We start from the raw sequence: 23,585 nt of genomic DNA on the forward strand, positions 1-23,585 counted from the left end.
CCAAACCCAGGGTGGTAGTCTGCCAGATCAGAGGTGGCTGGTTATTGGACGCCGATCACCCCTGAAACTGGCCCAGTGTTGCAAGCCGATGCACAGCCAGGGCGCTCGGCATCAAGCAGGAGGTCGCGTACCACTGGGTCCGCCGCGGCTGGTTGCCGACCGTTGAAGTGCCAGGAACGACGGCCGAACGGGGTGGACGGATCACGGAGGAGGCGCTCGTTTTGTTCCGCCGGGAATACGTTACCGCCCCCGATCTGCGCGGCACTAGGGGGTTGGGCACATCGAAGAAGCTGGCGCTCCAGTTGATCGATATGGGCGCGCGGCCGGTGTCGGGGCCCTCGGTGGACGGCGGGCGCCAGTTCCTGTTCCGACGCACCGAGATCGACGCCCTGCTCGCGCGGCGCCGGAGCGCGGGCCACGGAGCCGAGGACACGGACCAGCGGAAGGGCCGATGACGCGGATACGGAAAAGTGAGGACGACGATGCGCTTGAAAGACATCCCCTATGAGCGACTCCCGCTCAACGCCGACATCCACGGCGAGCTTCGCGACCGTATCGACGTGATGGCGATAGCCTTCGACCGGCTCGGCCACACGGACCTCGCCCGCGAGATGGATGCGGTCCGCGCCGCCCTGTACCGCGCCTGGAACGCCGTCGAGGCCAAGCGGCGGGCTGAAGCCGCATCCGGCGTGTGATGCGGACGAGTGCTGCTGATACCTGAAGATCCCGAATGGAGGCGACAATGACGGCAGAACGGCACGGGGACTTCCTGGTGATGCGCGATCTGGCAGGCTGCCGACGCGCCCTGCGCGTCACCGACATCTCCGAGGTGCGGGACCACGACGACACGTGCATGGAAGCCGCCGTCGTGACCCGCCGCGGGGAGGCCGTCATCCTGCCCGACGACTTCGATGAGGTGTTCCCGCTTGTGCTGGCACGATGGGATCGGCGGTGATCCGACGGCGGACCACACCCTGCTGAAGGCGCATATCCTGGACAAGAACGATACGGACAATCTGGCGTTGGCCTTTGCGATCACCTGCCACAAGGCCCAGGGCAGTTCGGTTGGGACCGTCGTGATCCCCGTGTACGACTCCAGAATCCGGCGCCTAGCCCGGTGTGCCTGTTGATGGGGTGAGGATCTCGCCGAGACGATACCGAGGATCCCAAACGTCGACGGGATGGCCGACGCGGACACCGTCCGGCACGTCACCGAACAGCATCCAGGAATGCCGCTTCAGGACGTTGTCCGGCCACCGCTCGGGGAAGAGGCTGAGCATCCCGGCGTCCACGACAAGCGCATCGAACGCCTCGATCATCGCATCGGCGTTCACCTGCGCCTCCCCATCGGAAGACCGCGGCCGGACCAAGAAGAGGCCATGCAGGTACGCGTCGCGGTCGAATGGCATCCATTCGCACGGGCGGTAGCGGAACGTCTGCATGGTGTCGATGCGGAGCGGCGTCCGGATGCCTCGGGCGGCCATGCCGACACAGAGAACAGGCACGAGGAGGCGATAGCGGTTCCAGAACCAGTCCATCGGCATCCTGTGCCCTAAGAGGGTTGCCGATGGACTGCCATCCCCTGGAATGCCGAGGGCGCGCATCGCGTCGGCGTCGAACGCTTTCCTGGCTTCGGCCGAAAGCGTCTTCAGGGCGGGGTCGCCGAACGAACATCCCACTTCCATCACAGCCCCCCACAACCGGACCGACCGAGGCAATCCCCGGTGCCACACGGTCCAGTGTAGGCCGGTGTGCAGGCGATTAGGTTCAGTTCACGTTAAGGGCACCAGCACCTAGCGCGCCGATGACCATCGCCTGGGCCGGGCCGGAGCGCAGGTCGAACGGGCTGATCGCCACCGCCACCGCGAACTCGAAGACATTCGAGGCACAGTTCTGAGAGTTGAGTCTCAGGCAAGAAGTTGGCAAAGTGTCAATTCAAAAGGGAGGTTTGGATGGTTGAGGTTCCTTCGGACAACCCATTAGATGTGCCGGAGATACGTGCCCCCAACAGGAATATGGAAAAAGGGGAGCTTGGCGAGGCTGCTATCCGGCTGGCATTGCAAAAAGAATACCCAGACTATTATTTTGCTCCAGTGAAAGATGACGGGGTCACTGGCCCAGATATCGTGATGGTTCCGTACGATCCATCCAAACCACTCAAAATCATAGAAGTTAAAGCGATTGATAATTCGTCACGCGCTGGAAATCCAACGCGCTATCTCAAAGATACGCGGGCGGGTAAGCAGGCCAGCAAACAATATAGTAAGGCTTGGGCCAAAAAAGTAATTGAGGGCAGGAGAAGCGAATGAAAAAACCTAAAACAGCGAGGGATACGGCTAAGCTCATACTGAGCACGCCAGATGTAAAAATTCAGAACAGCATGGTTATACTTGACCCTGTTACAGGGGTGATGCGCGAGTATTTCTTAAATGACGAGGCCACAAAAACTGTTGGCAGACCAAAAGACCTTCTTGACTTCCCGGAGTCTCGGCCTTTTGTAAAGCAAATTTTCAAGAAATAAGGGTGACAAATTCCTTTATTTTTGCGAACACCCGGCTGGGCGTTAAGGCTTTTGACCAGGGGCACTGCGCGTCACTGACGGCTACTGAGACGACGTGACCTGCACACCGCCGACCGCCCGAAACCGCGGCTCGGGAAACCCGAGCTTCCCAACCATCGACTGGCCGAGAAATCCGAGGGGGCAGGCGGCCAGTCCCAGCCATTCCGCGCAGAGGCAAAGCGTCGCGGTCAGGCAGCCGGAGTCCCGAAGCACCAACGTCCCCGCGTGTTCGTAGGCGGCGTCCGCCTTGTCCATATCGGCCAGCAGGCGAAGCGTGCATCCGCGTGTCGCGCCGACCACGGCGGTGAGGGCAGCGGCGTTCGCGGAGGCGACATGACCGCTGTCCACGTCGAGCGTCCGGAACGCATGCTCGCGCGGATCGTAGAGGAACACGCCGTCGGCGGACTCCGGGATGCACACGATGGAGATGGGATGCAGCGCCCCGGCGGACGGTACCGCGCGCCATTCCACCGGCAGTCCCGCCCGACCCTCCGGGGCATGTCCCTTGGTCGCCACCGCGTGCCAGAGGAGTTCGGCGACGCGATCGAGTTCCACCGCCCCGCCGACGGCGGATCGCCTCGACCGCAGCACGTCGATGAAACCGCGCGGTGCCGGATCGGCGGGGATCGGCAGCATCTCCACGCCGGTGCCGCGCGGTTGGAAGGGTGCCCATGGCAGCGGAACCGCGCGCGGCTGCGGCTCGTCAGTAGGGATCCAAGCCAAGGGCTTCCCACGTCCGGTAATGTTTGACGCATCCGCGGCAGCTTCCGCAGGCGAGGTTGCCGACGTGGCAGGAATGGGCCCACGCCAGGACCTCCCTGGGGATGCCGGACGCACGGACCAGTTCCGCCGCGTCCATCCCGATGGCGGGGGCGGACACCGTGATGCCGCCTTCCTGGAGGGACATGAGCCGGGAGATGGCGTCGACGAACTCAGGCCGCCCGTCGGCGTGCGCACCGTCGGTGACCAGGGCGCCGATCATCAGGTGCGTCACGCCGATCCGCACGGCCGCCATTCCCGCGAGTGTGAGGATCAACTGGTTGCGGAACGGCCACCATTCCGGCACCGGCGCCACCGCGGCCGGTGCCGTGCCCGCCATATCGCCCGACCCCAGCGCGGAGCAGTCCGCGCGCACCACCTCGTGCCGGATGCCCATGGCTTGGCAGGCGGCCGCGCTGGCGGTGATCTCGGCCTGCGCCGGACGTTGGCCGTAGTCCACCGTGATGGCGACCTCCGGACGCTTCCACCACGCGATGGAAACGGAGTCCATTCCGCCCGAAAGAAGGAGCCCGATCATGACACCGGCAACCTCCACACCGCGCGGTAGACCGCCGACGTGTAGTCATCCACCACCTCGCATCCGGTCCCGACCACCATTTTCAGGTCCTCCGGCTTGACGTTCTCGGCGAACGCCACCACCGGGATGCCGAGCTTCACCGCGTAGCCGACCTCGAAGACCGTGCCGGGATCCATACCGTTCAGGATCGCGAACACCACATCGCTGGCCTCCAGGCCCTCGATGTCGGCGGGGGCGACGACTTCGGCCCGACCTGGGCCGACCGCGTGTACGGGGGAGAAAACCTTCGCCCCCATGTCCAGCAGGACGGCGCGCGTCTCCTCGACCAGCCAACGCTGCGCCAGATCAAAGAACGGCCCGGCCAGGTAGATCGTCCCCTTCCCGGGCGTCACCGGCGGGTCCGGCAGCGCGGCCAGGTCGGCGGGCTGCCGGATCGGCAGCGTCCGACGGTTGCAGTAGTCGGCGGTGGCACGGGACGCGAGATCCGCGGCCTGGACGGGGTCCATTCCTTGGACGCCCCATAGGGCGGCGAAAGTGGCCGAGAACACGTCGCCCGAGCCGATCTTCCAAACGTATTCGGTGCTGTAGACAGGGACGGTTGCCGTTCCGCCCGGCCAAGCCACGAACGCGCCGTGCCCGCCCATCTTCAGGACGACAACCTCGGCGTTCTCGGTCCGCATCAACCGCTTCGCCACCTCGTCCGGCTCGTCGGTGCCGACCATCGACATGGCTTCGTAGCGGTTAAGCACGACCGCCAGCCGGTTCGCCTTGGAACCGTTCTCCGAGAACGGCTTCGCGCCGAACGCGGACTGCGGGTCGTGCACGGCGACCTGGGCATCGACCACCGCGTCCCCTTCGAGCATGCCGTAGCGCAGGACGACATCGCCTCGCACCAGCAAGGGGGCGTGCGTCACGATCCGGCCCGGAGACGGTCGGATGACGGGGGTCGCCAGGGGATGGAGGTAGGAAAAGGACACCGGGTGCTGCGCGTCGCGCGCGTCGAGGGTGAACCCGAAGCGCGCCGCCAAGTCGTCGGCGTCCACCCGCAAGCTGGCGTCGACATATGCCACGAGCGTCGTCGGCACCAGCGACGACACCGCGGCGGCGGCTCGGCCGCCGGACCCGAACACTTCGTTCCAGAGCGGTTGTATGCACTTCTCGGCATACAGCCCTCCGACGACGGTCAGGGAACCCATCAGATGGGTTCCACCCGGACTTCGTAGGCGCCGCCCGCGATCCTGACGATCACAGCACGGTAGGCGACACCGTGGTTTGTGATGCAGCCGATGACGTCGAGATACCCGCGGAACGTCAGGGAACCGGCGGCTCGCCCGCCGACACCGACCACCAGCACCGGCCTGGAACCGGAGGTGGCCACCCAAACGTCCAGAATGCTCCCGACCGTCAGCGTGGCGAGGATCGCCGGGTTCGGGCTGTTGATCGGACCTTGCCTTACGGTCAGGCAGGGATCGGGTTGTCCATCGCCTCCGCCGCCGAAGTCGCCATCCCCTCGTCCTCCCCCGCTTCCCGACATCGCGTCTGCTCCCTCCGTGGACGGTGTTTAACGTCCTGAAGCACGGAACCGGGGTCAACAAGAAAGTTGAGAAAGCTCGTGGATATCCTCCTCATTGTATCCCACATCACCGCATCCATGACGGATGCGCGTGCATGGGCTCGCATGCAAAACTGGAGGAAACGCTGCTCAAGCTCGGCATATCTCCGGGCTGGGTCCGCGTTCTCGGGAAACACGCCCATCACCCGGCAGGCCCGGACGACGTGGACGTCGAGGATGGCGACCTTGTCGCTGCCCCGCCGGTTGCGCACGATCCACGAGGCGGTCTTCGGACCGATCCCCGGCAGGGCCAACAGCGCATCCCGGAACCCCACGTCGTCAAGGGCCGACTCGTTCACGCCGTGTAGACCGCGGAGCGCTGCCGCGAGGTAGGACGACCGTTGGCGGGCGAACCTGTAGCGGACCGCGCGCCCTTTCACGGTCAAGGGGGCCGACAGCAGGCGCAGGAGATCGTCCTCCGGCAAAACCTCATCGGGGGCTTCCCGAAGTTCGTCGCGAACCCGGGCGAATGCCGCGAGACCGACTTCGGCGGGAAGGCCATGACCGCCGAGGATGCAGGCGGACACCTCCTCGGCCAGGGTGCCGCCGAGCCGGAAGCCGTGGTCGGGAACCTCGCCCTCCATCCAGGCGGCGGCCGACCAGAAGGCGGGGGTCAGGGGATGCTCGTGGCGGCCCCACCTCACGCCGGGCAGCAGCCACTCGTCCGGGTCGGGCAAGTCGAGGAACCTGTACCCATCGCCGAACGACGCGATCACCTGTTGCATGGCCGCCTTCCATATGGAATCCATATGGAAGATGCAATTCGGCGACTCGCGTGTCAATGACCGGTGACGATCTCCTGAAGGCGGTGAACGAACGCATGGCGCAGCTGCGCCTGCGCCAGGAGGATGTCGCCGCGGCGTGCGGATGCACCCAAGGACACCTCAGCAAGGTTCTGAAACATAAGGTGAAATTGGCCCGGAAGACCGAGGTGGCGCTGCGCGGTTGGCTGGGGAGCGCCGACGGCGGTGACGGCACCGACGACGCTCGGGAAGTCCGGGAGTTGGTGGACCGTCTTGTTCAGGGACCCGCCGAACGGCGCATACGGATTATGCAATTGCTGCGGATCATCGACGGCATGGCGAGGTGACCGGCTTCCGTGACGGAACCCGGCGGGAGCCGGACGAACACATCCCAGCCACTCCCCAGCCGATAACGAAGCCCCCCGGATGAGCCGTCGGCGGATGATGGCACGCGGACAGGCTTCCGCGACCGTCCTGAAACACATGCCGGGCCCCGGGCCGGGGGAAACCTACCGTTGGGTGCTGAATCCCACCGGGGCGGGCTGCCCCATACTGATCCCGGAGGGATGCCCTCCAGCGGAATGGGCGGGCACCCCGTCCTTGGGACGGGGTGCCCGCCGGTCCTTTACAGCCTGAACGGCCCGCTCGCGGCGAAGCCCTTCGGCTCGACCGTCTCCCGCGCGATGACCGGCAACAGATCCCTCCGGACGCATTCATCGGCTTGTCGGTGGACTGGGGCCACTCGCCTTCCTTCCGCTCCAGCCACCCGGAGGTGAACGCGTCGCCCGCGAGGAAGCCCGCGTTGGCGGTCCGGACGAACTCCGCCGCCCGCTCGGTCGGCCTCACGGCCACGCTCTCCCCCAACTCGCCAAAACCGGCGCCGCGGACGCTGGCGATCGCCGGGAGACCGGCGAAGTCGAAGCGGTAGACCCCCTCCCCGTCGCCCCAGCGGTTGTCGCCCGCGTCCAGGCTGAACAGCCCCCGATCCAGCCCGGTGTTGATGGCGGCGACCATCATGTTCCGTCACGCCGCCGTCCGGGTCGGCCCGCCCACGCTCTTTGCCAGCATGTCGCCGCCCCGGCTGCGCCGCGGCCTGTCCGTGGGGGCGATGTTCAGGAAGGCGTTCGGTCCGGTGCCGTCGCGCTTCACGGTGAACCCGAGGTGCAGCGCCGCCGCGATGAACATGCCGTTGCTCACGTAGCTGTCCGGCTCCCCGCGCTCGCGGTGGAACCGCTCCGCCACGTGCTTCCAGTCGTAGCTGATCAAGGTGCGGTTCACCGTGGCGCGCCTCGGGACCTGGGCGAGGAACTCGCAGGCCCGTACGAACTGGAGAACCCCATCGGCCGACGGCATCTCCTCGCGCAGGCGGCGGAACTCATCCTCCCTCTCCTGGCGGCTCTTGCGGAAGTCGTCCGTACGGAACCCGTTCATCGACAGGCCCGGCTCCGCGGCCATGACCGCCTCGACCGCTGAGCGCGCCTCGGCGAACTTGCACCGCACCACAGCCTCTTCCAGGGCGTCGTACCTGGCGGTCGGGAAGCCGTGTTCCTTCAGGTATTCCGAAAACGCCCGGTTATCTGGGGACCGCGTCAGCGGACCGGCCGCCAACTCGGTGCGTAGGGCGGCGTTGTTGCCCCAGCCAAGACCGCGGGCCATAGCCTCGACGCGGTGGGACGATTTGACGTCCGGCAGGATCTGAATGAGCTCATGCTTGAAGGACTCGACATCGTCGAGCGAGATCAACGTCTTCATGACGGTTCCCCGGTTCGGAAGTGGATGCCGCAGATCGCCGATTACCAGCGGCCCATCGAACGCAGGACCGTGAAGACTAAACCCAGTGCAGGTGGCGTCTGACTCGGCGACAAGTCACGGGTGCCACGGACCACGCCGGAGAGGTAATCGCTACATTTCAGCATGTCAACGGGAGGGGCGCGTTCTTCGAATCCGACCGGAGTGGGCCGGATCGATGCACGCGGGACGGATCGCCGCGCCTCAGGGTATTCGCTCGGGGGTTCCGTGGACCGCGTAGTCGCGCGGCGTGGTCGGCGTGCCGAAGCGCGTGTGAGCCGACCACCAGAACACACCGGACGCCCGGACCTTGAAGTGTCCGCGGACGATGTGCGCTCTGACTTCCCGCTCATCGACGCCGCCTCCGGACCGGCGGGCGGCGCGTAGCCGTCGGGACAGGTCGAGCGACACCGGCCGCAACGGCACCAAGCCGGGTTTCGCCTTGCGCTCGCGTGCGCGGTTCAGCTTGACGAGGTTCTCACCCTCGCCGACGTGAACGGCGTTCCGACTGTTGATCAGCAGCAGGATGGCGATGAGTTCACGGCAACGGATCAGCCGGGATGCGATCCGCTCCGACCCGCGCTCGGGATGGAGGGTGCCGTACTGGTCCACCGGGACCATGCGCAGCCGGTCATCCAGCCCGATGATGGCGGCGAAATCTTCGTCCGAAAACGAGCGGGTCAACGCCGCCGCGACATCGTTGTCGGCATCGGAACCGGGAGCGGCCTTCTCAAGAGCAGCCTTCAGTTTCGCCGGATCCGAAGCCGTTTCCTGGTGGTGAAGGACCATCTGCGCAATATCGGGGTCGGCGAGGAGGTCAGCCGCCCGGACTTCCCGGTCCCAGCCGATGTCGAGGGCGTATGCCTGGATCTTGATGGCGCCGTCCGGGCGACCGCTGGCAAACGGTATCGCAATGGCGCCATCCTCTTGTTCGAGGATGAGCCACCCCCGGCGCGACGCCGACCGGTCGTCCGGTGTGATCCACTCCACCCAGGTGAGCGGATGCGGCGCCCGAGCCCGGTGCAAGGCCGCCAACATGGAAGCGGGCTTGGTCGACATCACCTGATGCGCCGCTGCCAGCACGTCCGCGCCGATCTCGAAGCGCCCGCACCGTGGGTTGGACAGGGCCTCAAGGGCGACATGGAGCCACAGTCCCTGGCCGTCGCCGGTGCGCGGCGACAGCGCGATGCGCTTCCGGTGGCGGCCCAGGTCGCGATCCTCTGGGTGCGCCCTCAGATAACCGTCTATGAGCTCAATGGCGGTGTTGGCGAGATGCACGACGTCCTCACATGGCCCCAGCGGCGAATCCCTTGAGTCCGAGCCAGCCTCGGCTACGATCAGGGTTGCCAGAATATCCCACCCAGGCTGCGATCCCCATCAGCGGATACGGCATTCGGAACACCTAGAGTCCGATGTTCAGGGCGGCCGGGACGAATACGAATTCCCGCTTCGCCGCGCCGGGATCGGTGAGTTTGGGAAAGAAGGCGATGACGCCCACGTTCCACGCCCCGATGCGGGTGTCCGCCTCGTAGGTGGCGTGCAACGCGTTGTAGCCCCGGCGCTCGACGGCCCGAACGTCGGCCAGAAACGAAGTGTAGATATCACGCTTCTTCACCGTCTCGCCGGGGATGGAGAGGTCGCCCAGTGCGCACGAATAGAAGTTCAGGTTCCCTCGCAGGATGGCGACGGACTCCGCCACATCCTGCGTGCATCGGCCGTCATCGACCAAGTAGCAATGGCAGCCGAGCAAGGCTGCGGCCTGGGGCTGCGTCTTCAGCGGGGCGCAGGGCACGGCCACCTTCCCCACGAAGAACTCCGTCACATGCGCCAGGGCCTCTTCGAAGCTCCGCAGACGCCGAGGGCGATGGAAGTCGCCTACCTCGAACCGGAGCGCCACCGCCACGCGGTCCAGCGACTCGGCGCTCACCGCTTCGCCGCGCTCGATCCGTTCGATCGTGGACAGCGAGACGGCCGCGAACTGCGCCAACGTCTCCCGCTTCCAATTCAGCAGGCGACGCCAGGTGTTGACCAGCGCACCGATCTCCTGTGAGGTCGGAACATACAGCGCGCCGTGGTCTTTCATGCGGTCGGTGGAACCGGCGAAGTTCGGATCGTGGAAGCCCATTGTCATCTCCATGGTCATTCGGATGACGGGGATGATGACCTCGTCCGCCAAACCGAAGGAGGCCGAAAAACCCTTCAGCCATCCCCTACCGAGACTGCCGTCTGGTAGACCGTCGGGACCGCCGCGCCGACCACGCCGCCGACCATGGTGGGCCTGATCCACAGGAGCTTGGTCTCCGTCAAACCCTTACCATGGCGATGATGCCGCCAATGCCCGCGGCGCCAGTGCGCCGGTAGGGCGCCGCCAGCGCCGGGCTGGGCGCTCCGTTCCGCACGATAGCCGCAGAATTCGATCCAGCGCGCGCCGTCCTTCAGCGCATGGGCTTCGGCGGCGGCTCGGCCCTTGCGGGTGGACGCGCGTGCAACACGGGCGTGGGCGTGCGCATCGTTCAGACGCCGCTCCTGATCCCGGTCTGGCCAGTTCAGGTAGCACATCACGTTGAATACGAGCCGGACGACATCGTCGATGTGTTCAGGTCGACTGATCACATGGCGCAGGTCGTCCTCGCCATAGCTGTCCTCTTCATAATAGGTGTCAATCGGCAGCCCATGACGGCGCTCGTACTCAATGGCCTCGGACACCGTGTTGCGGTGAGAGGGAAAGCTCAACGCGAACCGCAGCCACGGCATGTCCAAGAGCTCGGCCGTGGACAACGGCGCCGGTCCGCGGCCCCGAGGCTTGAAGGTAAAATCGACTATGATCGACCAGAAGGGCGACCATCCCTTTTGGGCAGGATCAAGACCTTTGTCTGCCGCCTCGTCGAGAACGGTGTCCGGATCGCCCATGAACCGGTGGTACTCGCTCCAGGCTTCAGCGTTTTCCGCCAAGCGCCCAGCAAGGTGCGTCTCGTAGTCGGGGTACGGGTCCAGGCCGTACGAGCGTAGCCATTCGACCATCCGTGGGTCTGCCCACAGTTTTCGGGTGTCGGCGACGATCTCGTCATCTGGCGTCGGAGGCCGACGCATGCTGGTCGCCAAGTCGACCTCGCACTCGATGTAGAAGCCATCGATCTCGAAACGGGGATGGAAGTCAGGCAGGAAGGTTCCAGGAGGCAGGGCGACGTAGGAGGTGTCGTACGGCATCCTGAGCGTTTTCACCGGCAGGGCCATGACGTCGGTGCGGCCGAGCATCTCCAGCAGCGGTCGGCTGAAGGCGAACAAGGCCCTGCCGTCGCGCTGCCACTTCGACAGGAGGTATTCGAAGTGTTCCTCGCGGCGGATCACCTCCCACACCTGCCGCTCGGTGGAACCGTCCGGGAACGCGGCCTGGATGCGATCCTCGATGGGCTTCTGGATGCTCTGGTAGTATCGATCCGACGACAGCACGGAGTGATGGCGAGCCTCGTCGGCTTGTCGGTATCGGTCGAGCAGCCCTTGAATAGGCCGGAGTTCGACAGCGTGCCGCCGGAAATGCAGTTCCGAAAGCCGAATTTCAGGTACCGAGCGGGTTCGCATGCCTACCCTCCATCGGTACCAGAGTGCGCGCGGCATACGGCGGTTGCAATGCTGGAACTAATTTCTGGCAGAGACTTTCCGGGAACAGGAAGCGCAACGACCGTCGGCTATGGTCCCGCCCTGAAGCCGGTCTCGCGCCTGCCGCGTGCTTACCTTCTCCCACGCCCCTACCGAGGGGGTGCCGAGTCCTCCATCACGGCTACCCGGGATGGCCTGTTGCCGAGCGAACAAAAAGGGAACAAAATCCTGCCGAGGTCACGCCGGAGGAATTCCCGGCCACAGGCGGACGGCATTCCTTTTCAGAGGGGCCGCTCCGCCGTCCACCGACGAATGGGGGTGCCGATGACGGATCGGGACGATGATGGGCAGCCCGCTGACCTGGACATCGAGTCCCTGGAGGATGAAGGGCTGTCCGCCGTCGGAAGGCGCAGGGAGCGCCCCCGCCGCGCCGACGTGGTCGGCGCCGTCGCCTCGACGCTGGTCCGGCGGGTTCTGGACGGCATCCCGGGAGGTTGGCAGGCGCTCGCCCAAGCTGGGGGCGCGGTCGTCGTCGAGGTGCCGAACGCCGCGTGGGTCGGGCCGGTGGCGGACGCATGGGGCCGTGCGGTCTCCTCCATTGATCCGGAGGAGCACAACGGGGACGGCATCTCCCGGCCTTCCTCGTGGCGTCCGTCGTCCGACTCCACCTGGATCGGGTTCCGGCGCGACGGCATCCAAAAGGACCACAAACCCGACACCGGCAACGAGGCCGTGGCGGCCGGACTCGCCGCCGGGTGCGTCGTCGTCGGCTTCAGCCCCTGGCCGGAACGGCATCTGCCCCGCGCCCTGGTCCGCGCCGCCGACATCCGTGTCGCAACGCCCACGCCGGACGCCGCGGCGCTGGACGAGGCCCTGGAGATCCTCACCGGCCACCGCCCGTCGTCGCCGCTGCCGGTGGACCTGCACCGCCTGATCGCCGTTGAGGATCTGCGCCTCGCCTGGAGGCCGGACACCGACGCCGACGGCTACCTGGCCCGCCTGCGCCGACTGCTCGACGCCAAGGCGAAGCCGCCGCCCCTTACCCTCGACCACCTGCACGGCATGGACGAGGCGGTCGCTTGGGGCATGGCGCTGACGCGCGACCTGGACGAATACCGGCGCGGATCCCTGCCGTGGTCCGCCGTCGATCGGGGCGTGCTGCTCGCCGGTCCGTCGGGCACCGGCAAGACCACCTTCGCCAAGGCGCTCGCGGGGTCGTGCGGCGTGCCGCTGGTCGTCGGATCGCTCAGCCGGTGGCAGTCGACGGGACACCTGGGCGACCTGCTCAAGGCGATGCGCGCGACCTTCACCGAGGCCCGTGCGGTCGCGCCCGCCATCCTGTTCGTCGACGAGATCGACGCGTTCGGCGACCGGTCCGGGTTCACGCACGAGAACCGCGACTACAGCATCCAAGTGGTCAACGGCCTGCTGGAGGAACTGGACGGCGTTGAGGGACGCGAGGGCGTGGTCGTGGTGGGGGCCTGCAACGACCCCGGCCGTCTCGACCCGGCGATCGTCAGGTCGGGACGGCTCGACCGCACGATCCCGGTCCCGCTGCCGGACCGCGAGGCGCTGGCGGGGATCCTCCGCCACCATCTCGGCGCCGATCTCCCGGACGCCGACCTGTCGACCGCCGCGCTGCTGGCGCGCGGCGCCACGGGGGCCGACTGCGAGCGCTGGGTGCGTGGAGCGCGCCGCCGCGCGCGGCACGGCGGCCGCGGGATGACCATCGATGACCTGACCGAGGAAATCCGCGGCATGCGGAGGGAACGGACACCCGAGGAGACGTACCGTTACGCCGTCCACGAGGCGGGACACGCCTTGATGATCACGCTGGAGTTCCCGGGCACGCTGACCGGCGTCTCCATCCGCGAGACGGCCGATACGCTGGGCGGCACGTCCGCCGCCCTGGATCAACGGAAGCCCCTGACCCGGTCCGGCCTCGCCGGTCACCTGCGGGTGCTTCTGGCCGGACGGGCGGCCGAGGAGGCGGTGTTGGGCGACGTGTCGGCGGGTGCGGGCGGGGACGACCGAAGCGATTTGGCAAGGGCGACGGCCCTGGCCGCGGCGGCGCTGCACGCCTACGGCTTGGGCGACGGGGTCGACGGGCTGCTGTGGCGGGGCATGCCGACGTCGGACACTCTCGCGGCGACCATGGCGTTGAGGCCGGACGTGGGCAACCGGGTTTCCGCGCTGCTGGCGACCGCCTACGCGGAGGCGACGGCCGAGATCCTCCGATGCCGGGAGCGGTTGGAGGCCCTTGCCCGGCTGCTGGTCGAGCACGAGACCGTCGGCGGCGCGGACGCCGAGGCCGTGCTGACGGGTGGCGCCCCGCCTTCCGACCGGCCTCCGGACGCTCCCGGCTGATCTGCGGCACCGTATCCGGCCATGTCAGGCGACGACCGGTGCGGCCTGTCGTCCTTCCCGTGTGGCAGATTGACAAGCCGTAAGGGCGGTCGAACAGGTGCGCTGGAAGAGGCTCTGGTACTGCTGCTCCGCCTCAGCCCGGCGTCGGCTGAACGCCTTCTGGCCCTGCCCAATCGCCACAAGGATGCCCACTCCCCCGAGAATGGCCATGTAGAACAAGGTCCCGGTGGCCGCAACGCTGTTGTTGAATCCAATGATCTCTAAGCACACCAGTACCCACACCAGCAGTAGCCAGATACCGTAGCGCCCGAATTTCTCCAGTCGCGTATTCGGGATCATCGGGCATACCTGCTCAAATCGACCGAGGTAACTGACCTCACCGGTGGTGGTGTTAGCGACGCCGCAGTATTCCCACCTTCTGCCAACTTCCTCCTCGGCTACGACGAGGAGAAGGTCGTCGCCCGTGGACAGTCGGACCCGCCCGGGGAAGTCCAGGCTACTCGTGCTGCCGTCACCGAAACGCAGCCGGGCGCGCACGATGGTTTCGGTGCTGGACCAGACCCGGGCAGGTGCGACCCATCCCCCGTATCGGGCATCCACGTAACCGCCGCCGCCGGACGAATGGATGCTCGTCTCGGACCAAGTCTGCACGTCGGCAACAGTAGCGCCGATCGTCCTCATCACGATGCGTCGGCTGTCTATGCGGTCGTCCATGGGCTCTCCAGAGTGGGAGCGGCGCGGGACGAAGGTGCATGGTGCCCAGCGCCGTGGATCGGGTGTCATCCCGGCTCCAAATGCAACCCTAACTGACATAAATTATGTCAATATAGCAAGTAAGTATTTCTACTCCTGGCGGCCGGACGCGTGTTGACCGATCCGGGGGGGTATGTCCCAGATCGCCCCCCGACAGATCAGAGCAGCCCGCGCCCTCCTGGGCTGGTCCCAGGCCGAGCTCGCCGACAAGGCCATCGTCAGCTTGAGTAGCGTCATCAGGTTGGAAAAGGGACAGGGCACCACCACGGACATCTATTTCCGGGTCTGCCAAGCCCTGGAGGGTGCGGGCATCGTGTTCTTGCCCGCGGGCCGCCGGGGCGAAGGCGTACGTCTTTCGACGCCGGAAATGTGACCTTCACCCAGCTATGGCCGGGATGGCGCAGTGTCCGCCGTCGGCGGAGGGGCCCCTACCGTCGTGGTCTGCGACCTGGCGCCGCGAGGCTGGGAGCCCATGTCCGCTCGATCAACCGTCCCGATCCAGGGTCCGGCCTCGGGAGCCCCGCAGGACAGCCTCCCGATCCATCACTGCACCGTCCCGGTGCCCTCGGCACACGGCAGCGGACGCCCCTGGGCGGCGCGTACGGCGGCCAGCAACTGTGGCGCCACCTCCGACAGCATCTGCTGGGGAATGTTCGTGGCGACCGCCTCGGCCGTCGTGTCGTCGATCATCTCCGTGGCGGACTCGTAGACGCGTTTGAGCGGCTGCACGTTCACTTCGTAGATCGCCGGAGGACGCTCGTCTCGAAGCGGAAGGAGGGGACTTCGGGGCTCACGGCTCGTCCTCCTGGTCCGTTGCGGGCCGCTCGCCGCCGAGCGTGATGTCGCCGTCGGCGTCGCGGAAGATGTCGTAGTACCCGGCGGTCTCGCCGAGCGACTTGGCCAACCGCTCGTCCTCGGCGGTCGTGCGGTGGTGGCGGGCGTCGAGGACGCGTTCGTGGGTCCTCAGTCCGGCCCGCCCGAGGGCCTTCGCGGCGAAGGCGCGCTCCTCCGGGTCCGTCAGCCAGGCCAGGGCCAGCAGCGCCCGGCGCGGGCCGGGGGCCATGTCCATGACCAGGCGCTCCAGCCGGTCGAGATCCTCTGCGGGCAGCCGCTCCATGACGTCCTCCCTGACGACGATGCCGTTCAACGTCGCGCCGACGGGCAGATGCGCGCCGTCGGTGGGCCGCATCCAGATCCGGGGGCCCGGCACACCGCAGCGGCACGCGTCGACGCCCAGGCCCGGCGCGGTCGCGAAGTGGATCCATCCGCGGCCCCGGCACTCGACGAGACCATACATGCAATCCCCCTCAGCTTAGGGCTGCGGACTACAATCCGGGAACTAGGAGTTTTGGCGACAGTCGGAGCCATCGGACGCAGCCAGTCCGGTCGGAAGCCACTCCGTCCGGCTGCCTGGAGTTCGACGATCGACCTGCGGAATGGCGCCGCATGGGCGGCTGGACATCCCCGTACGGCCTTTCGTACCCTTTCACGAACATCCGGTTTCCGACGAAGGCTCCGGGTGGGCCGCCAGCAGCCGTTCGATGTGTCGCTTGCGCTCCGCCGGGGGCGGATGGGTCCGCGTCAGGCGCCAGACGGTGTGCCGTACCGCTTTCGCGCCGGGGATACACAAGAGGACATGGACGCCCATCCACAGACCGTCACCGATGCGTTCACCGATCCACTCGGCCAGGGACAACGCCCACCGGGCGCCTCGCGTGTCGCCGCACTGCGGCATGCGCCTTGGCACGATGCTGGTCAAGGCACCTGCGACTGTGCCGCGGCACCGCTCCCGCGTGACCGGGAACGGCCCTTCGCCGACCGCCCCCTCGATTTGGGCGATCCGGTCGATTCCTTGCTGGGCCACCTCGGCGCCCGCGATGCGGAACGCCATCTCGTCGGCCTTGAGTTCCTGTCGGCGCTCCACCCACAACCGGTAGAGGATCATGCAACCGCCGACAAGGGTGACTCCCACGGCAACAGTCACGACCCACTCCGCCTGCGAACGACGCGCAGATGTGAGGAGGACATCAGGAACTTCGGAGAGCGCCGCGAGCAGCATGTCGGCACTCCCTAAGGAGGCGGCCACGATGGCGATGGCCCCGACAAGTAACAGCGCGAACAAGATGGTCACGCCGAGCACAGCCAATGCCGACAATGCGCACAGGTAACCGAGAAACGACAGGAAGAAGACGACAAAAACATCTACGACCCCCCTGACGAACCCGTCCCGATGAAGGATGTGGGACAACTCGTGGCCGACGGCGAACCTGAGGACGTCGTCCGTCGTCTCTCGCAACCACGGCTCTGGGATGCCGACCCTGCCCTCGTCAGCTAGTCCGGCGTGGGCGAACGGACCCCAGTCGAAGACCTCCGGGTCGTAGATGTAGACGTCCGGAGCACGTGATATGCCAAACGACCGGCACTGGTCGATAACCTCCCGCAGCAACCAGTCCTCGACCACCCCCAGGCCGGGCTTCAGCAACGTCCCGTGTTCACGGAACCACGCCTCTACTCTCTGGCGACCGCTGTCGAGTCGTGTCAGGAGCATCAACAGGTATACGGCCGACGGCACGCCGGTGGCGATCAGCCATGGCGGAGGGGCGCTTGGCCATCCGGGGGTCGATACGGCGGCGACCGCCCATATCACGGTCACCAACGCTAGAATGGTCGTCAGCACGGCCGCCGAGACGATGAACAGGAGCGCGGGCCACGTCCTGGGCATGCTCGCCTGCACTTGGAAGGCATGAACGAATTCGCGCCACGGAGTGATGGTGTCGTCCGTTCGGCCAAGTGAAAGGTCGCTGCCCGCTTCCTGTTCGCTCGTCTTTGACATGGTTGCCCCGTTACGCCTGTGGGAATAGCCCCCGCTATCCACGGGGCCGTAGCGGCTCCTACATCCGCGGGCTGGGGTGCATCGGATTCGCATCTGCGCCGGGACCGATGAAAAACCAAGCCTCTCCGGCGCGGGAGCCCCTTGGGCTCCCGTGTTCGACGACCTAACGCGAAACGTACGAAACCCGAAGGCGCGACGGTGTGGGGCCGTTGCGCCTTCGTGATCGGGTACCTGAGACCGTCAAGCTACAAGCTGATATGGGGACCGGCTTGGCGAGGAGACCGTTGGACGCCGCGAACCGCCACGGTCGGCTACGCAGCCGACGCGTCGCCGGTCCGTCCCATGTCCGACCTTCCGCGGAGACCCACCCTTCACTCGCCCACGGGCATGATCACCACCTCGGGTGTCCACCCGTCGGGAAGAACCGGCCGGGACACCGATGGGATGTCGGCGAGGACGAGTTCCCGGATGATGGAGCGGTACGTTTCCGTGTCGCGCGCCCAATGCACGATGCCGTCGAACCGGTCGGAGAAGTGCCTGCTCAGGGCAACCGACGACCGGCCGTTCACGCCGACCGGGCTGCCGACCTGCACGATGGCGATCCGATCCCCGCCGACGAGATCGACGATGTCGGTCGGGAACTCGTGGATGAAGTCCTTCCGGCCGTTCCAGACGGTCAGCCGGATGGTCCGGTCGCCGCACGGCAGCCCGAAGATCCAGGGCTGCTCCTTGGGATCCGCCCCCGGCATGTCGTAGAACTTCGGAGGCGGGGGAGTCGCCCCCATGTCCGCCGCCTGCTGGCGAACCCGGCGGCGATCGTCTTCGGTAAGCCGCCGGATGCGGGCGCCGCGGGGGTCCTGGAGGACGATGTCCTCGGAGTAGAACATCTCGGCGGTCACGGCGTCGTAAGTGCGCGAATCGGAGAAGGCGAACACCAGAACCGTCCCGGTGAACGTCCTCAGGTGCCGCAGGACGATGTCCCACGCGATGTCTGCGTCCGAGATCGGAACCACGTGAAGGGCGGCGCTGCCCGCCTCGATCATGAGTCGTTCGACCACGGCAAGCCCGATCGCGCTGAACCGCTGGCCGTCTCCCACGCTGAACCCCACGAGGAACTCGTGCTCGCCCGAACGCGCCCGGAAGGCGTTGAGCGCGATCTTGGTCCCTGGCGGGATGGCGGACTCCCCGGTCAGTTCCCGGATGCGATCCGCTCCGACCCTGGGGTGCGGCGCCAACTGCCGGAGGTTCACCTGGCCCTCCCGCCGTTCCTCTTGGGGCCAAGGGACTCCCGCCGCCGCGGTCGACTTCTTACGCTTGGACTCGCCCATGGTATCTCCTCGATCGGGGCGGGCATCCTAGCTGAAGTCGTGACGCGTGTCTCCGGGCCGCAGTGGCGCAGGATGGGCGTTCCACACCCGCCGATTACAACGGAAACCAGATCGCCCCTCTTCCGGGAACATCCTTCGAACCTTTGCCGACAGCGACGGACTATCCGCTCCCTGGCGATGCGGCAAGGATTGCGTTCGCGACCATACGTTCTTGCGCAGGATACGGCATTCCACCACGGCAGTGGGCGTCGAGCTTCCGCTGGAAGTCCGGTGCCTGTCCAAGCCACGCGGGGAAACCGGCCCCCGCGGGTGTCAGGGATGGACCTGAAGTCGCCCAGGAACTTCCACGGCGTCCCGGCACGGTTGGAGCGCCGGGTCTTCGCTGGGCGTCGAGCGCCTGACACATGCCTTTGTTCAATGAGCATGCTGCCGTGCAGCATGTAGGCCGTCTAACCATGTTTGCGCAGCCCCGCAGTGGTCGGGCCGCTGGACAATCCCACCGATGCGCTTTCGGATAATACACTTGTTGCAGTTGGTGCAGTTACCATATAGACTGATAGACAGGCCGTACCAAGGAGGTTGCCATGCTGGTTGAGTTCGTCCAGGAAATTGACGATCACGATATCGCCAAAGCCCGCCGGGGCGTGGATGAATTGCGCACGCTTATCGGTAAGGCCCCCATTAAAGAGGGCGAGGTCACCGTGCAGATGGGGACCGGATTCGTGACTTTGGACATAAGCGCTCTTCGCAGTATGGCGGAACTTGTCTCCATCGTGTCGACGCATAGCCGGACAGCAGAAGGCGATGAGGAGATTAGCCCGCAGGATGCTGCCGAACTTCTTCGCATGTCCCGACCTTCAGTTATGAGACTGATCGAAAAGGGACTCTTGAAAGCGAGGAAGGTTGGGGCACATCATCGCCTTCTACGCGCGGAAGTGCTTTCCTACAAGCAGAATCAGGCATCCATTCGCCGTAATGGCTTGACAGAGGTTGCTAAAATTTCGGAGGAATACGACTTCTGAACGGATAGGTGAGCTTACCACATGGAATTGGCCGTACTTGATGCCTGTATCCTCTTTCGAGGCAAGCTCACCGATCTTCTGCTCTGTCTGGCTGAGCAAGAACTCTTTGAACCCGTATGGTCAGATGCCATTCATGCTGAATGGATCAGAAACGTCCATGCTCGCCACGGCATCCCGCTTGAGAAGCTTGAATATCGCCGGAGCGAAATGGAACGGTCCTTCCAAGCGGCGAATTGTGCGGCCGCCCCAGATGTTCTCGAAAAAATCAATGGGATGTGTCGTTCGGACAAGCAAAGAAAGGATGCTCATGTGATCGCCTCTGGCGTTTCTGCGGCAGCAACATTGATTGTAACAGATAACAGCCCAGATTTTCCAGAAGACATACTTAAGCATTTTGGAATGAGGAAAGCCAAACCAGATGCTTTCTGTCAAGATCTCTTTAATCAAAACCAATTTCTCGTGATACAAGCCGCTCGCGCACATCGTGCAAGCATGAAAAGACCTCCATACTCTCCTGATGAGTACCTTGACCTCCTACAAAGTCCAAAAATGGAACTTCCAAATTTTTCCAATCTTTTGCGTCAATATAGGCAATTTCTTTAGCTTAACTAACATTAGAATGTCAGGGATACGCAGATTTTCTCTTCCGGCAAACGCCCCAGGCTGGAGTGGTTGCCAGGGCAACTGTGCGTTGAACCTGCGAGCACGCTGGGAACGCGGCGGCTGTTCCGTCTTGACATTACGGTTTAGGAGTGAACGCGGAGTCCACAGGCCACAACCGGTCCGTCGGGGAGAACGGCGCCCTCCGCAGTGAGAAACCGGCACCACGCGCCGACCACCGTCGGAACGTCGCCCAGGAACTTCCACGACGCTCCGGTGCGGTCGCGCACGATCACTTCGACGCCGCCGAAGCCTGCTCGTAGTCGGCGGCCGCCTCCAGTACGTTGTGCCTGAAGTGTCCGACGGCGTTGTCAAGACTTCCGGTCATTCGGCTGATCTCCATTTCCTGGGGGATCGTAGCGCAAGGAAAGGCGCTGCGTGACCGACGGCTTCATGGCTGTGCGGAAGGGAGGTCCGGACTAGCCGTTAATGCCTGGTGAACCGGTGTGGTTCGCCTCGACCTAGACTCGGTTTCGTACGGGTTCGGTGTGAAGCCAACGGCGAGGTGGGGTATGGTGTTCGAAGCGGGTACCGATACGGCGGTGATCGGAAGGAAGCCTGAAGCCCGTCTGCCGATCTTCCTGAGGGGCATCAGGGTGCCGCATGAGTGGCTTGGTCTGCCGCATTGCCTTCTTCCAGCCGTCCTTGTCGCTGAAACTGGTACAGTTCCCGACGACCTAATCGAGGACGACGGCGCCGTGCTCGGTTGGCGAGTTGGCGACGCAAGGACATCTTGTCCAATACCGCCGCCGGACCTCGATGCGGCTGTGGATGCGATGCGTGCAGCACTTGGCTTGGCCGGTCAGGAGACGCTGTGGCTTGAAGAAGACGAACTCGTATGGCGGCTCCTGGAGTCGTTCCGCAGGCCAGAGTTCTCCTGGGACAATCCGGAGGGAGAGGGGAACTTCTCGAATCTGGAACGTTCAGGTGCCGCTTGGCGGACTCAGTCTTCCCATCCAGGAAGGTGCGCAAGCCCCTGAATGTGTGCAGCCGTGGCAACTCGACGCATTGAAGCCCGGCTGCTTGGCGTGGCGCCGTCCCAACTGTCGGCGATGAGGTTCCGAACGGCGTCGGATACGATGACGTGCCCTGCTGCGGCGGGATACCTGCTGACGAGCTTGTAGCTCGACTTTCTGAGGACGAGCAATTCTCCCATCGGGTCCGGTATGGACTGGGTCTGCCCTACGGCGTAGCTCGGCGTGAGAGCCTGAACGTGGTCGGATGCCCCGGACGCGTCGAGTTGCTGCCTTTCCTTCAGGGAACTCTGTTGCGCCTTCATTGCCTTAATGACGGCCCTCCAGAGTTCCTCGCTGCCGTCCGGCACCCATTCCCGGCTCCGGTACTTGGCGATCTTGGCCGTGATCTCTTCTTCCATGCCGCGCCCCGTTGATCAGGAGGCGGTATCCTTATCGGACGGAGCGGTTGTCGACAAGCGATGGTCCTCTTCATGGGATGGATACGGGGCAAGGCGACCTCACCCTGTTGCCTTGCCGCTTGGATTCCGCGGCCCCGTAAGTTCCCACGTGAGGTGCGCGGCGTGCCGTCGCGGCGGACGGCGGCGCGCAGACAAGGACAGACAGACCGCTTCCCACACCGCCCCGGCCCCGCGCCGGTCCAGGAGCGTATTCCCAGAAGGCCCGCCACCGAAAACCTCGCATTATCCGGCGGACCCGCGCGGGAACCTCGCATTACGCGACGGCGCGCCTCGGCTTATGTGGCGGAGCTTCCAGGCGGAATGCTGCCTTCAACCGGGGCGGCGTCTCGGGTTATCCGGCAGCCGACAGCAAGGTTCGGAAATGGCGGGGCCGAGGAAGCTCCGCCTTTCCTGCGACTCGAGGCAACCCGCTCCGCTTGAGGGAGGGGCGGACGGACCGGTTTGTCCCGCCGTGACGTCACGGCCGTTGAGACGGAGCCGGCTTGCGTGCGCTCACGCGCGTTCACAAGGATATGCCCGAGCTGGACGGTGACGAATTGACGGATTTCAAAGGGGAGTGGGACGATTCGGCCAACGCCGCACGCGATAAAGCAAGGATCGCATGGCAAGAAGCTCAGCCACAGGTCGGCGAGCGTCCACAGTGCATCATCGTCTTGAAGGAAAATGGTGGAGCCGAGGAGGATCGAACTCCCGACCTACGCATTGCGAACGCGTCGCTCTCCCAGCTGAGCTACGGCCCCACACCATGTCGCCCGGCGGGGTACCGCCCGGCGTGGCGCGGATATTGTCCATCGGCGGCCCCCCTGTCAAGCGATTGATTCACGAAAATTCGTAGATTGTCGAACGGGCCCGGCGGGGCCATTTCCAAGGCCCGCGGCACTGGACAGCCTTCGCCGCTTGTGCTTAGGGTGCCCGGAAAACGCTGGCGCCCGGCGGGGCAGCCGCAAAAAAACCGAAACGGAGCAGGCCCGGAATGATCGCGCTGTACATGCTCATCAACACCATCCTCGACCTGTTCTTTTGGGTCCTGATCATCTCGGCGGTGCTGAGCTGGCTGGTCGCCTTCAACGTGGTCAACACGCGCAACCGCGCGGTCTACGTCATCGGCGATTTCCTGTACCGGATCACCGAGCCGGTGCTCGCCCCGATCCGTCGGGTGCTGCCCAACATGGGCGGGCTCGACCTGTCGCCCATCGTGGTCCTGCTGCTGATCTCCTTCATCCAGAACCTGATGGCCCAGTACTGGCCGCGCTTCTGATGGCCTCGTCGCCGCCCTCCCCGCTGGAGCCGGTGGCCGACGGCCTGCGCCTGTCGCTGCGCGTGACGCCCAAGGCGTCGCGCAACGCCGTCGCCGGGCTGGCCGACACCGCCGAAGGCGGGCGGGTGCTGAAGGTGACGGTCACGGCCGTGCCGGAGAACGGCAAGGCGAACGAGGCGGTCATAAAACTGCTGTCGAAGGCGTGGAAACTGCCCAAGACCAGCCTGACGGTGGTGGCCGGCGCCACCGACCGGAACAAGATTCTGCATGTGGCCGGCGATCCGGCGGCGCTGATGCCGCGGCTGACGGCCTTGATCGAGGGTGGAGAGTGA

At 65.4% G+C, this 23,585-nt stretch carries 27 protein-coding genes and 1 tRNA gene; 11 read left to right on the forward strand and 17 right to left on the reverse strand.

Going from position 1 to position 23,585, the window contains the following annotated elements; all coding sequences use genetic code 11:
* Positions 1 to 152: 152 nt before the first annotated feature.
* Genes J2847_RS14770 through J2847_RS14780 form a run of 3 tightly spaced genes read left to right on the forward strand, consistent with a single transcriptional unit; the run spans position 153 to position 955 of the window.
* Complete coding sequence (locus tag J2847_RS14770; RefSeq protein WP_209779705.1) at positions 153 to 455, forward strand: hypothetical protein; 303 nt, start codon at positions 153 to 155, stop codon at positions 453 to 455.
* Positions 456 to 482: 27 nt separating this feature from the next.
* A complete protein-coding gene (locus J2847_RS14775) occupies positions 483 to 695 on the forward strand; it encodes a hypothetical protein (RefSeq protein WP_200775265.1) in 213 nt (70 codons plus the stop codon).
* Positions 696 to 742: 47 nt separating this feature from the next.
* On the forward strand, positions 743 to 955 hold the full coding sequence (locus J2847_RS14780; protein WP_209779706.1) for a hypothetical protein: 213 nt from the start codon (positions 743 to 745) through the stop codon (positions 953 to 955).
* A gap of 154 nt (positions 956 to 1,109) precedes the next feature.
* On the opposite strand, the gene J2847_RS14785 is transcribed toward J2847_RS14780, so the two are convergent.
* On the reverse strand, positions 1,110 to 1,685 hold the full coding sequence (locus J2847_RS14785; RefSeq protein WP_209779707.1) for a hypothetical protein: 576 nt from the start codon (positions 1,683 to 1,685) through the stop codon (positions 1,110 to 1,112).
* A gap of 267 nt (positions 1,686 to 1,952) precedes the next feature.
* Between J2847_RS14785 and J2847_RS14790 the strand changes: the two genes are divergently transcribed.
* On the forward strand, positions 1,953 to 2,309 hold the full coding sequence (locus J2847_RS14790; RefSeq protein WP_209779708.1) for a hypothetical protein: 357 nt from the start codon (positions 1,953 to 1,955) through the stop codon (positions 2,307 to 2,309).
* A 293-nt stretch (positions 2,310 to 2,602) separates the two neighbouring features.
* On the opposite strand, the gene J2847_RS14795 is transcribed toward J2847_RS14790, so the two are convergent.
* The 5 genes from J2847_RS14795 to J2847_RS14815 form a co-directional block, all read right to left on the reverse strand.
* Positions 2,603 to 3,196 (reverse strand): nitroreductase family protein, encoded by a 594-nt coding sequence (locus tag J2847_RS14795; RefSeq protein WP_209779709.1) that lies wholly within the window; start codon positions 3,194 to 3,196, stop codon positions 2,603 to 2,605.
* A 67-nt stretch (positions 3,197 to 3,263) separates the two neighbouring features.
* Complete coding sequence (locus J2847_RS14800) at positions 3,264 to 3,857, reverse strand: 7-cyano-7-deazaguanine synthase (protein WP_233474549.1); 594 nt, start codon at positions 3,855 to 3,857, stop codon at positions 3,264 to 3,266.
* Positions 3,854 to 5,053 (reverse strand): PfkB family carbohydrate kinase, encoded by a 1,200-nt coding sequence (locus tag J2847_RS14805; protein ID WP_209779710.1) that lies wholly within the window; start codon positions 5,051 to 5,053, stop codon positions 3,854 to 3,856. Before J2847_RS14805 ends, J2847_RS14800 begins: the two co-directional genes overlap by 4 nt.
* Positions 5,053 to 5,235 carry a hypothetical protein gene (locus J2847_RS14810; RefSeq protein ID WP_209779711.1) on the reverse strand — a complete coding sequence of 61 codons (183 nt, stop codon included), beginning with the start codon at positions 5,233 to 5,235 and terminating at the stop codon, positions 5,053 to 5,055. The genes J2847_RS14805 and J2847_RS14810 overlap by 1 nt, the downstream gene beginning before the upstream one ends.
* Before the next feature lie 80 nt (positions 5,236 to 5,315).
* Positions 5,316 to 6,194, reverse strand: a complete 879-nt coding sequence (locus tag J2847_RS14815; RefSeq protein ID WP_209779712.1) for an endonuclease III domain-containing protein — start codon at positions 6,192 to 6,194, stop codon at positions 5,316 to 5,318.
* Between the two features lie 56 nt (positions 6,195 to 6,250).
* Between J2847_RS14815 and J2847_RS14820 the strand changes: the two genes are divergently transcribed.
* Positions 6,251 to 6,559, forward strand: a complete 309-nt coding sequence (locus J2847_RS14820; protein ID WP_209779713.1) for a hypothetical protein — start codon at positions 6,251 to 6,253, stop codon at positions 6,557 to 6,559.
* Positions 6,560 to 7,235: 676 nt separating this feature from the next.
* Here the strand turns inward: J2847_RS14820 and J2847_RS14825 are convergent.
* The 4 genes from J2847_RS14825 to J2847_RS14840 all read right to left on the reverse strand — a co-directional run bounded on the left by J2847_RS14825 (position 7,236) and on the right by J2847_RS14840 (position 11,579).
* Positions 7,236 to 7,964: a hypothetical protein gene (locus J2847_RS14825; RefSeq protein ID WP_209779714.1), complete on the reverse strand. Its 729-nt coding sequence runs from the start codon at positions 7,962 to 7,964 to the stop codon at positions 7,236 to 7,238.
* A 240-nt stretch (positions 7,965 to 8,204) separates the two neighbouring features.
* The gene (locus J2847_RS14830) at positions 8,205 to 9,278 is read right to left on the reverse strand and encodes a hypothetical protein (protein WP_209779715.1); all 1,074 of its coding nucleotides are present in this window, start codon (positions 9,276 to 9,278) and stop codon (positions 8,205 to 8,207) included.
* A gap of 124 nt (positions 9,279 to 9,402) precedes the next feature.
* Positions 9,403 to 10,176: a helix-turn-helix domain-containing protein gene (locus J2847_RS14835; protein WP_209779716.1), complete on the reverse strand. Its 774-nt coding sequence runs from the start codon at positions 10,174 to 10,176 to the stop codon at positions 9,403 to 9,405.
* A 23-nt stretch (positions 10,177 to 10,199) separates the two neighbouring features.
* Positions 10,200 to 11,579, reverse strand: coding sequence for a hypothetical protein (locus J2847_RS14840; protein WP_209779717.1), 1,380 nt, complete (start codon positions 11,577 to 11,579; stop codon positions 10,200 to 10,202).
* A gap of 342 nt (positions 11,580 to 11,921) precedes the next feature.
* Between J2847_RS14840 and J2847_RS14845 the strand changes: the two genes are divergently transcribed.
* Positions 11,922 to 13,964, forward strand: a complete 2,043-nt coding sequence (locus J2847_RS14845) for an AAA family ATPase (protein WP_209779718.1) — start codon at positions 11,922 to 11,924, stop codon at positions 13,962 to 13,964.
* A gap of 24 nt (positions 13,965 to 13,988) precedes the next feature.
* Here the strand turns inward: J2847_RS14845 and J2847_RS14850 are convergent, their stop codons facing one another.
* Positions 13,989 to 14,678 carry a hypothetical protein gene (locus tag J2847_RS14850; RefSeq protein WP_209779719.1) on the reverse strand — a complete coding sequence of 230 codons (690 nt, stop codon included), beginning with the start codon at positions 14,676 to 14,678 and terminating at the stop codon, positions 13,989 to 13,991.
* A gap of 172 nt (positions 14,679 to 14,850) precedes the next feature.
* On the opposite strand from J2847_RS14850, the gene J2847_RS14855 reads away from it, so the two are divergent.
* The gene (locus J2847_RS14855) at positions 14,851 to 15,090 is read left to right on the forward strand and encodes a helix-turn-helix transcriptional regulator (RefSeq protein ID WP_209779720.1); all 240 of its coding nucleotides are present in this window, start codon (positions 14,851 to 14,853) and stop codon (positions 15,088 to 15,090) included.
* A 170-nt stretch (positions 15,091 to 15,260) separates the two neighbouring features.
* On the opposite strand, the gene J2847_RS14860 is transcribed toward J2847_RS14855, so the two are convergent.
* The 4 genes from J2847_RS14860 to J2847_RS14875 form a co-directional block, all read right to left on the reverse strand.
* The gene (locus J2847_RS14860) at positions 15,261 to 15,446 is read right to left on the reverse strand and encodes a hypothetical protein (RefSeq protein ID WP_209779721.1); all 186 of its coding nucleotides are present in this window, start codon (positions 15,444 to 15,446) and stop codon (positions 15,261 to 15,263) included.
* A 61-nt stretch (positions 15,447 to 15,507) separates the two neighbouring features.
* Positions 15,508 to 15,906 carry a hypothetical protein gene (locus J2847_RS14865; RefSeq protein WP_209779722.1) on the reverse strand — a complete coding sequence of 133 codons (399 nt, stop codon included), beginning with the start codon at positions 15,904 to 15,906 and terminating at the stop codon, positions 15,508 to 15,510.
* Positions 15,907 to 16,203: 297 nt separating this feature from the next.
* Positions 16,204 to 17,550 (reverse strand): M48 family metalloprotease, encoded by a 1,347-nt coding sequence (locus J2847_RS14870; protein ID WP_209779723.1) that lies wholly within the window; start codon positions 17,548 to 17,550, stop codon positions 16,204 to 16,206.
* A gap of 371 nt (positions 17,551 to 17,921) precedes the next feature.
* Positions 17,922 to 18,878, reverse strand: a complete 957-nt coding sequence (locus J2847_RS14875; protein WP_209779724.1) for a hypothetical protein — start codon at positions 18,876 to 18,878, stop codon at positions 17,922 to 17,924.
* A gap of 584 nt (positions 18,879 to 19,462) precedes the next feature.
* Here J2847_RS14875 and J2847_RS14880 point away from each other — a divergent pair.
* Both J2847_RS14880 and J2847_RS14885 read left to right on the forward strand, forming a co-directional pair.
* The gene (locus J2847_RS14880; protein ID WP_209779725.1) at positions 19,463 to 19,900 is read left to right on the forward strand and encodes a helix-turn-helix domain-containing protein; all 438 of its coding nucleotides are present in this window, start codon (positions 19,463 to 19,465) and stop codon (positions 19,898 to 19,900) included.
* Between the two features lie 21 nt (positions 19,901 to 19,921).
* Complete coding sequence (locus J2847_RS14885) at positions 19,922 to 20,503, forward strand: PIN domain-containing protein (RefSeq protein WP_209779726.1); 582 nt, start codon at positions 19,922 to 19,924, stop codon at positions 20,501 to 20,503.
* Positions 20,504 to 21,503: 1,000 nt separating this feature from the next.
* Here the strand turns inward: J2847_RS14885 and J2847_RS14890 are convergent.
* Both J2847_RS14890 and J2847_RS14895 read right to left on the reverse strand, forming a co-directional pair.
* The gene (locus J2847_RS14890; RefSeq protein ID WP_209779727.1) at positions 21,504 to 21,935 is read right to left on the reverse strand and encodes a hypothetical protein; all 432 of its coding nucleotides are present in this window, start codon (positions 21,933 to 21,935) and stop codon (positions 21,504 to 21,506) included.
* 724 nt (positions 21,936 to 22,659) lie between these two features.
* Positions 22,660 to 22,735: transfer RNA gene (locus J2847_RS14895), tRNA-Ala, on the reverse strand.
* 233 nt (positions 22,736 to 22,968) lie between these two features.
* Between J2847_RS14895 and J2847_RS14900 the strand changes: the two genes are divergently transcribed.
* Together J2847_RS14900 and J2847_RS14905 are read left to right on the forward strand one after the other, a co-directional pair.
* A complete protein-coding gene (locus tag J2847_RS14900) occupies positions 22,969 to 23,253 on the forward strand; it encodes a YggT family protein (protein WP_085555438.1) in 285 nt (94 codons plus the stop codon).
* Positions 23,253 to 23,585, forward strand: a complete 333-nt coding sequence (locus tag J2847_RS14905) for a DUF167 family protein (RefSeq protein WP_209779728.1) — start codon at positions 23,253 to 23,255, stop codon at positions 23,583 to 23,585. The genes J2847_RS14900 and J2847_RS14905 overlap by 1 nt, the downstream gene beginning before the upstream one ends.

Origin of the sequence: Azospirillum agricola, assembly GCF_017876095.1 — a bacterium.
Lineage (GTDB): Bacteria > Pseudomonadota > Alphaproteobacteria > Azospirillales > Azospirillaceae > Azospirillum > Azospirillum agricola.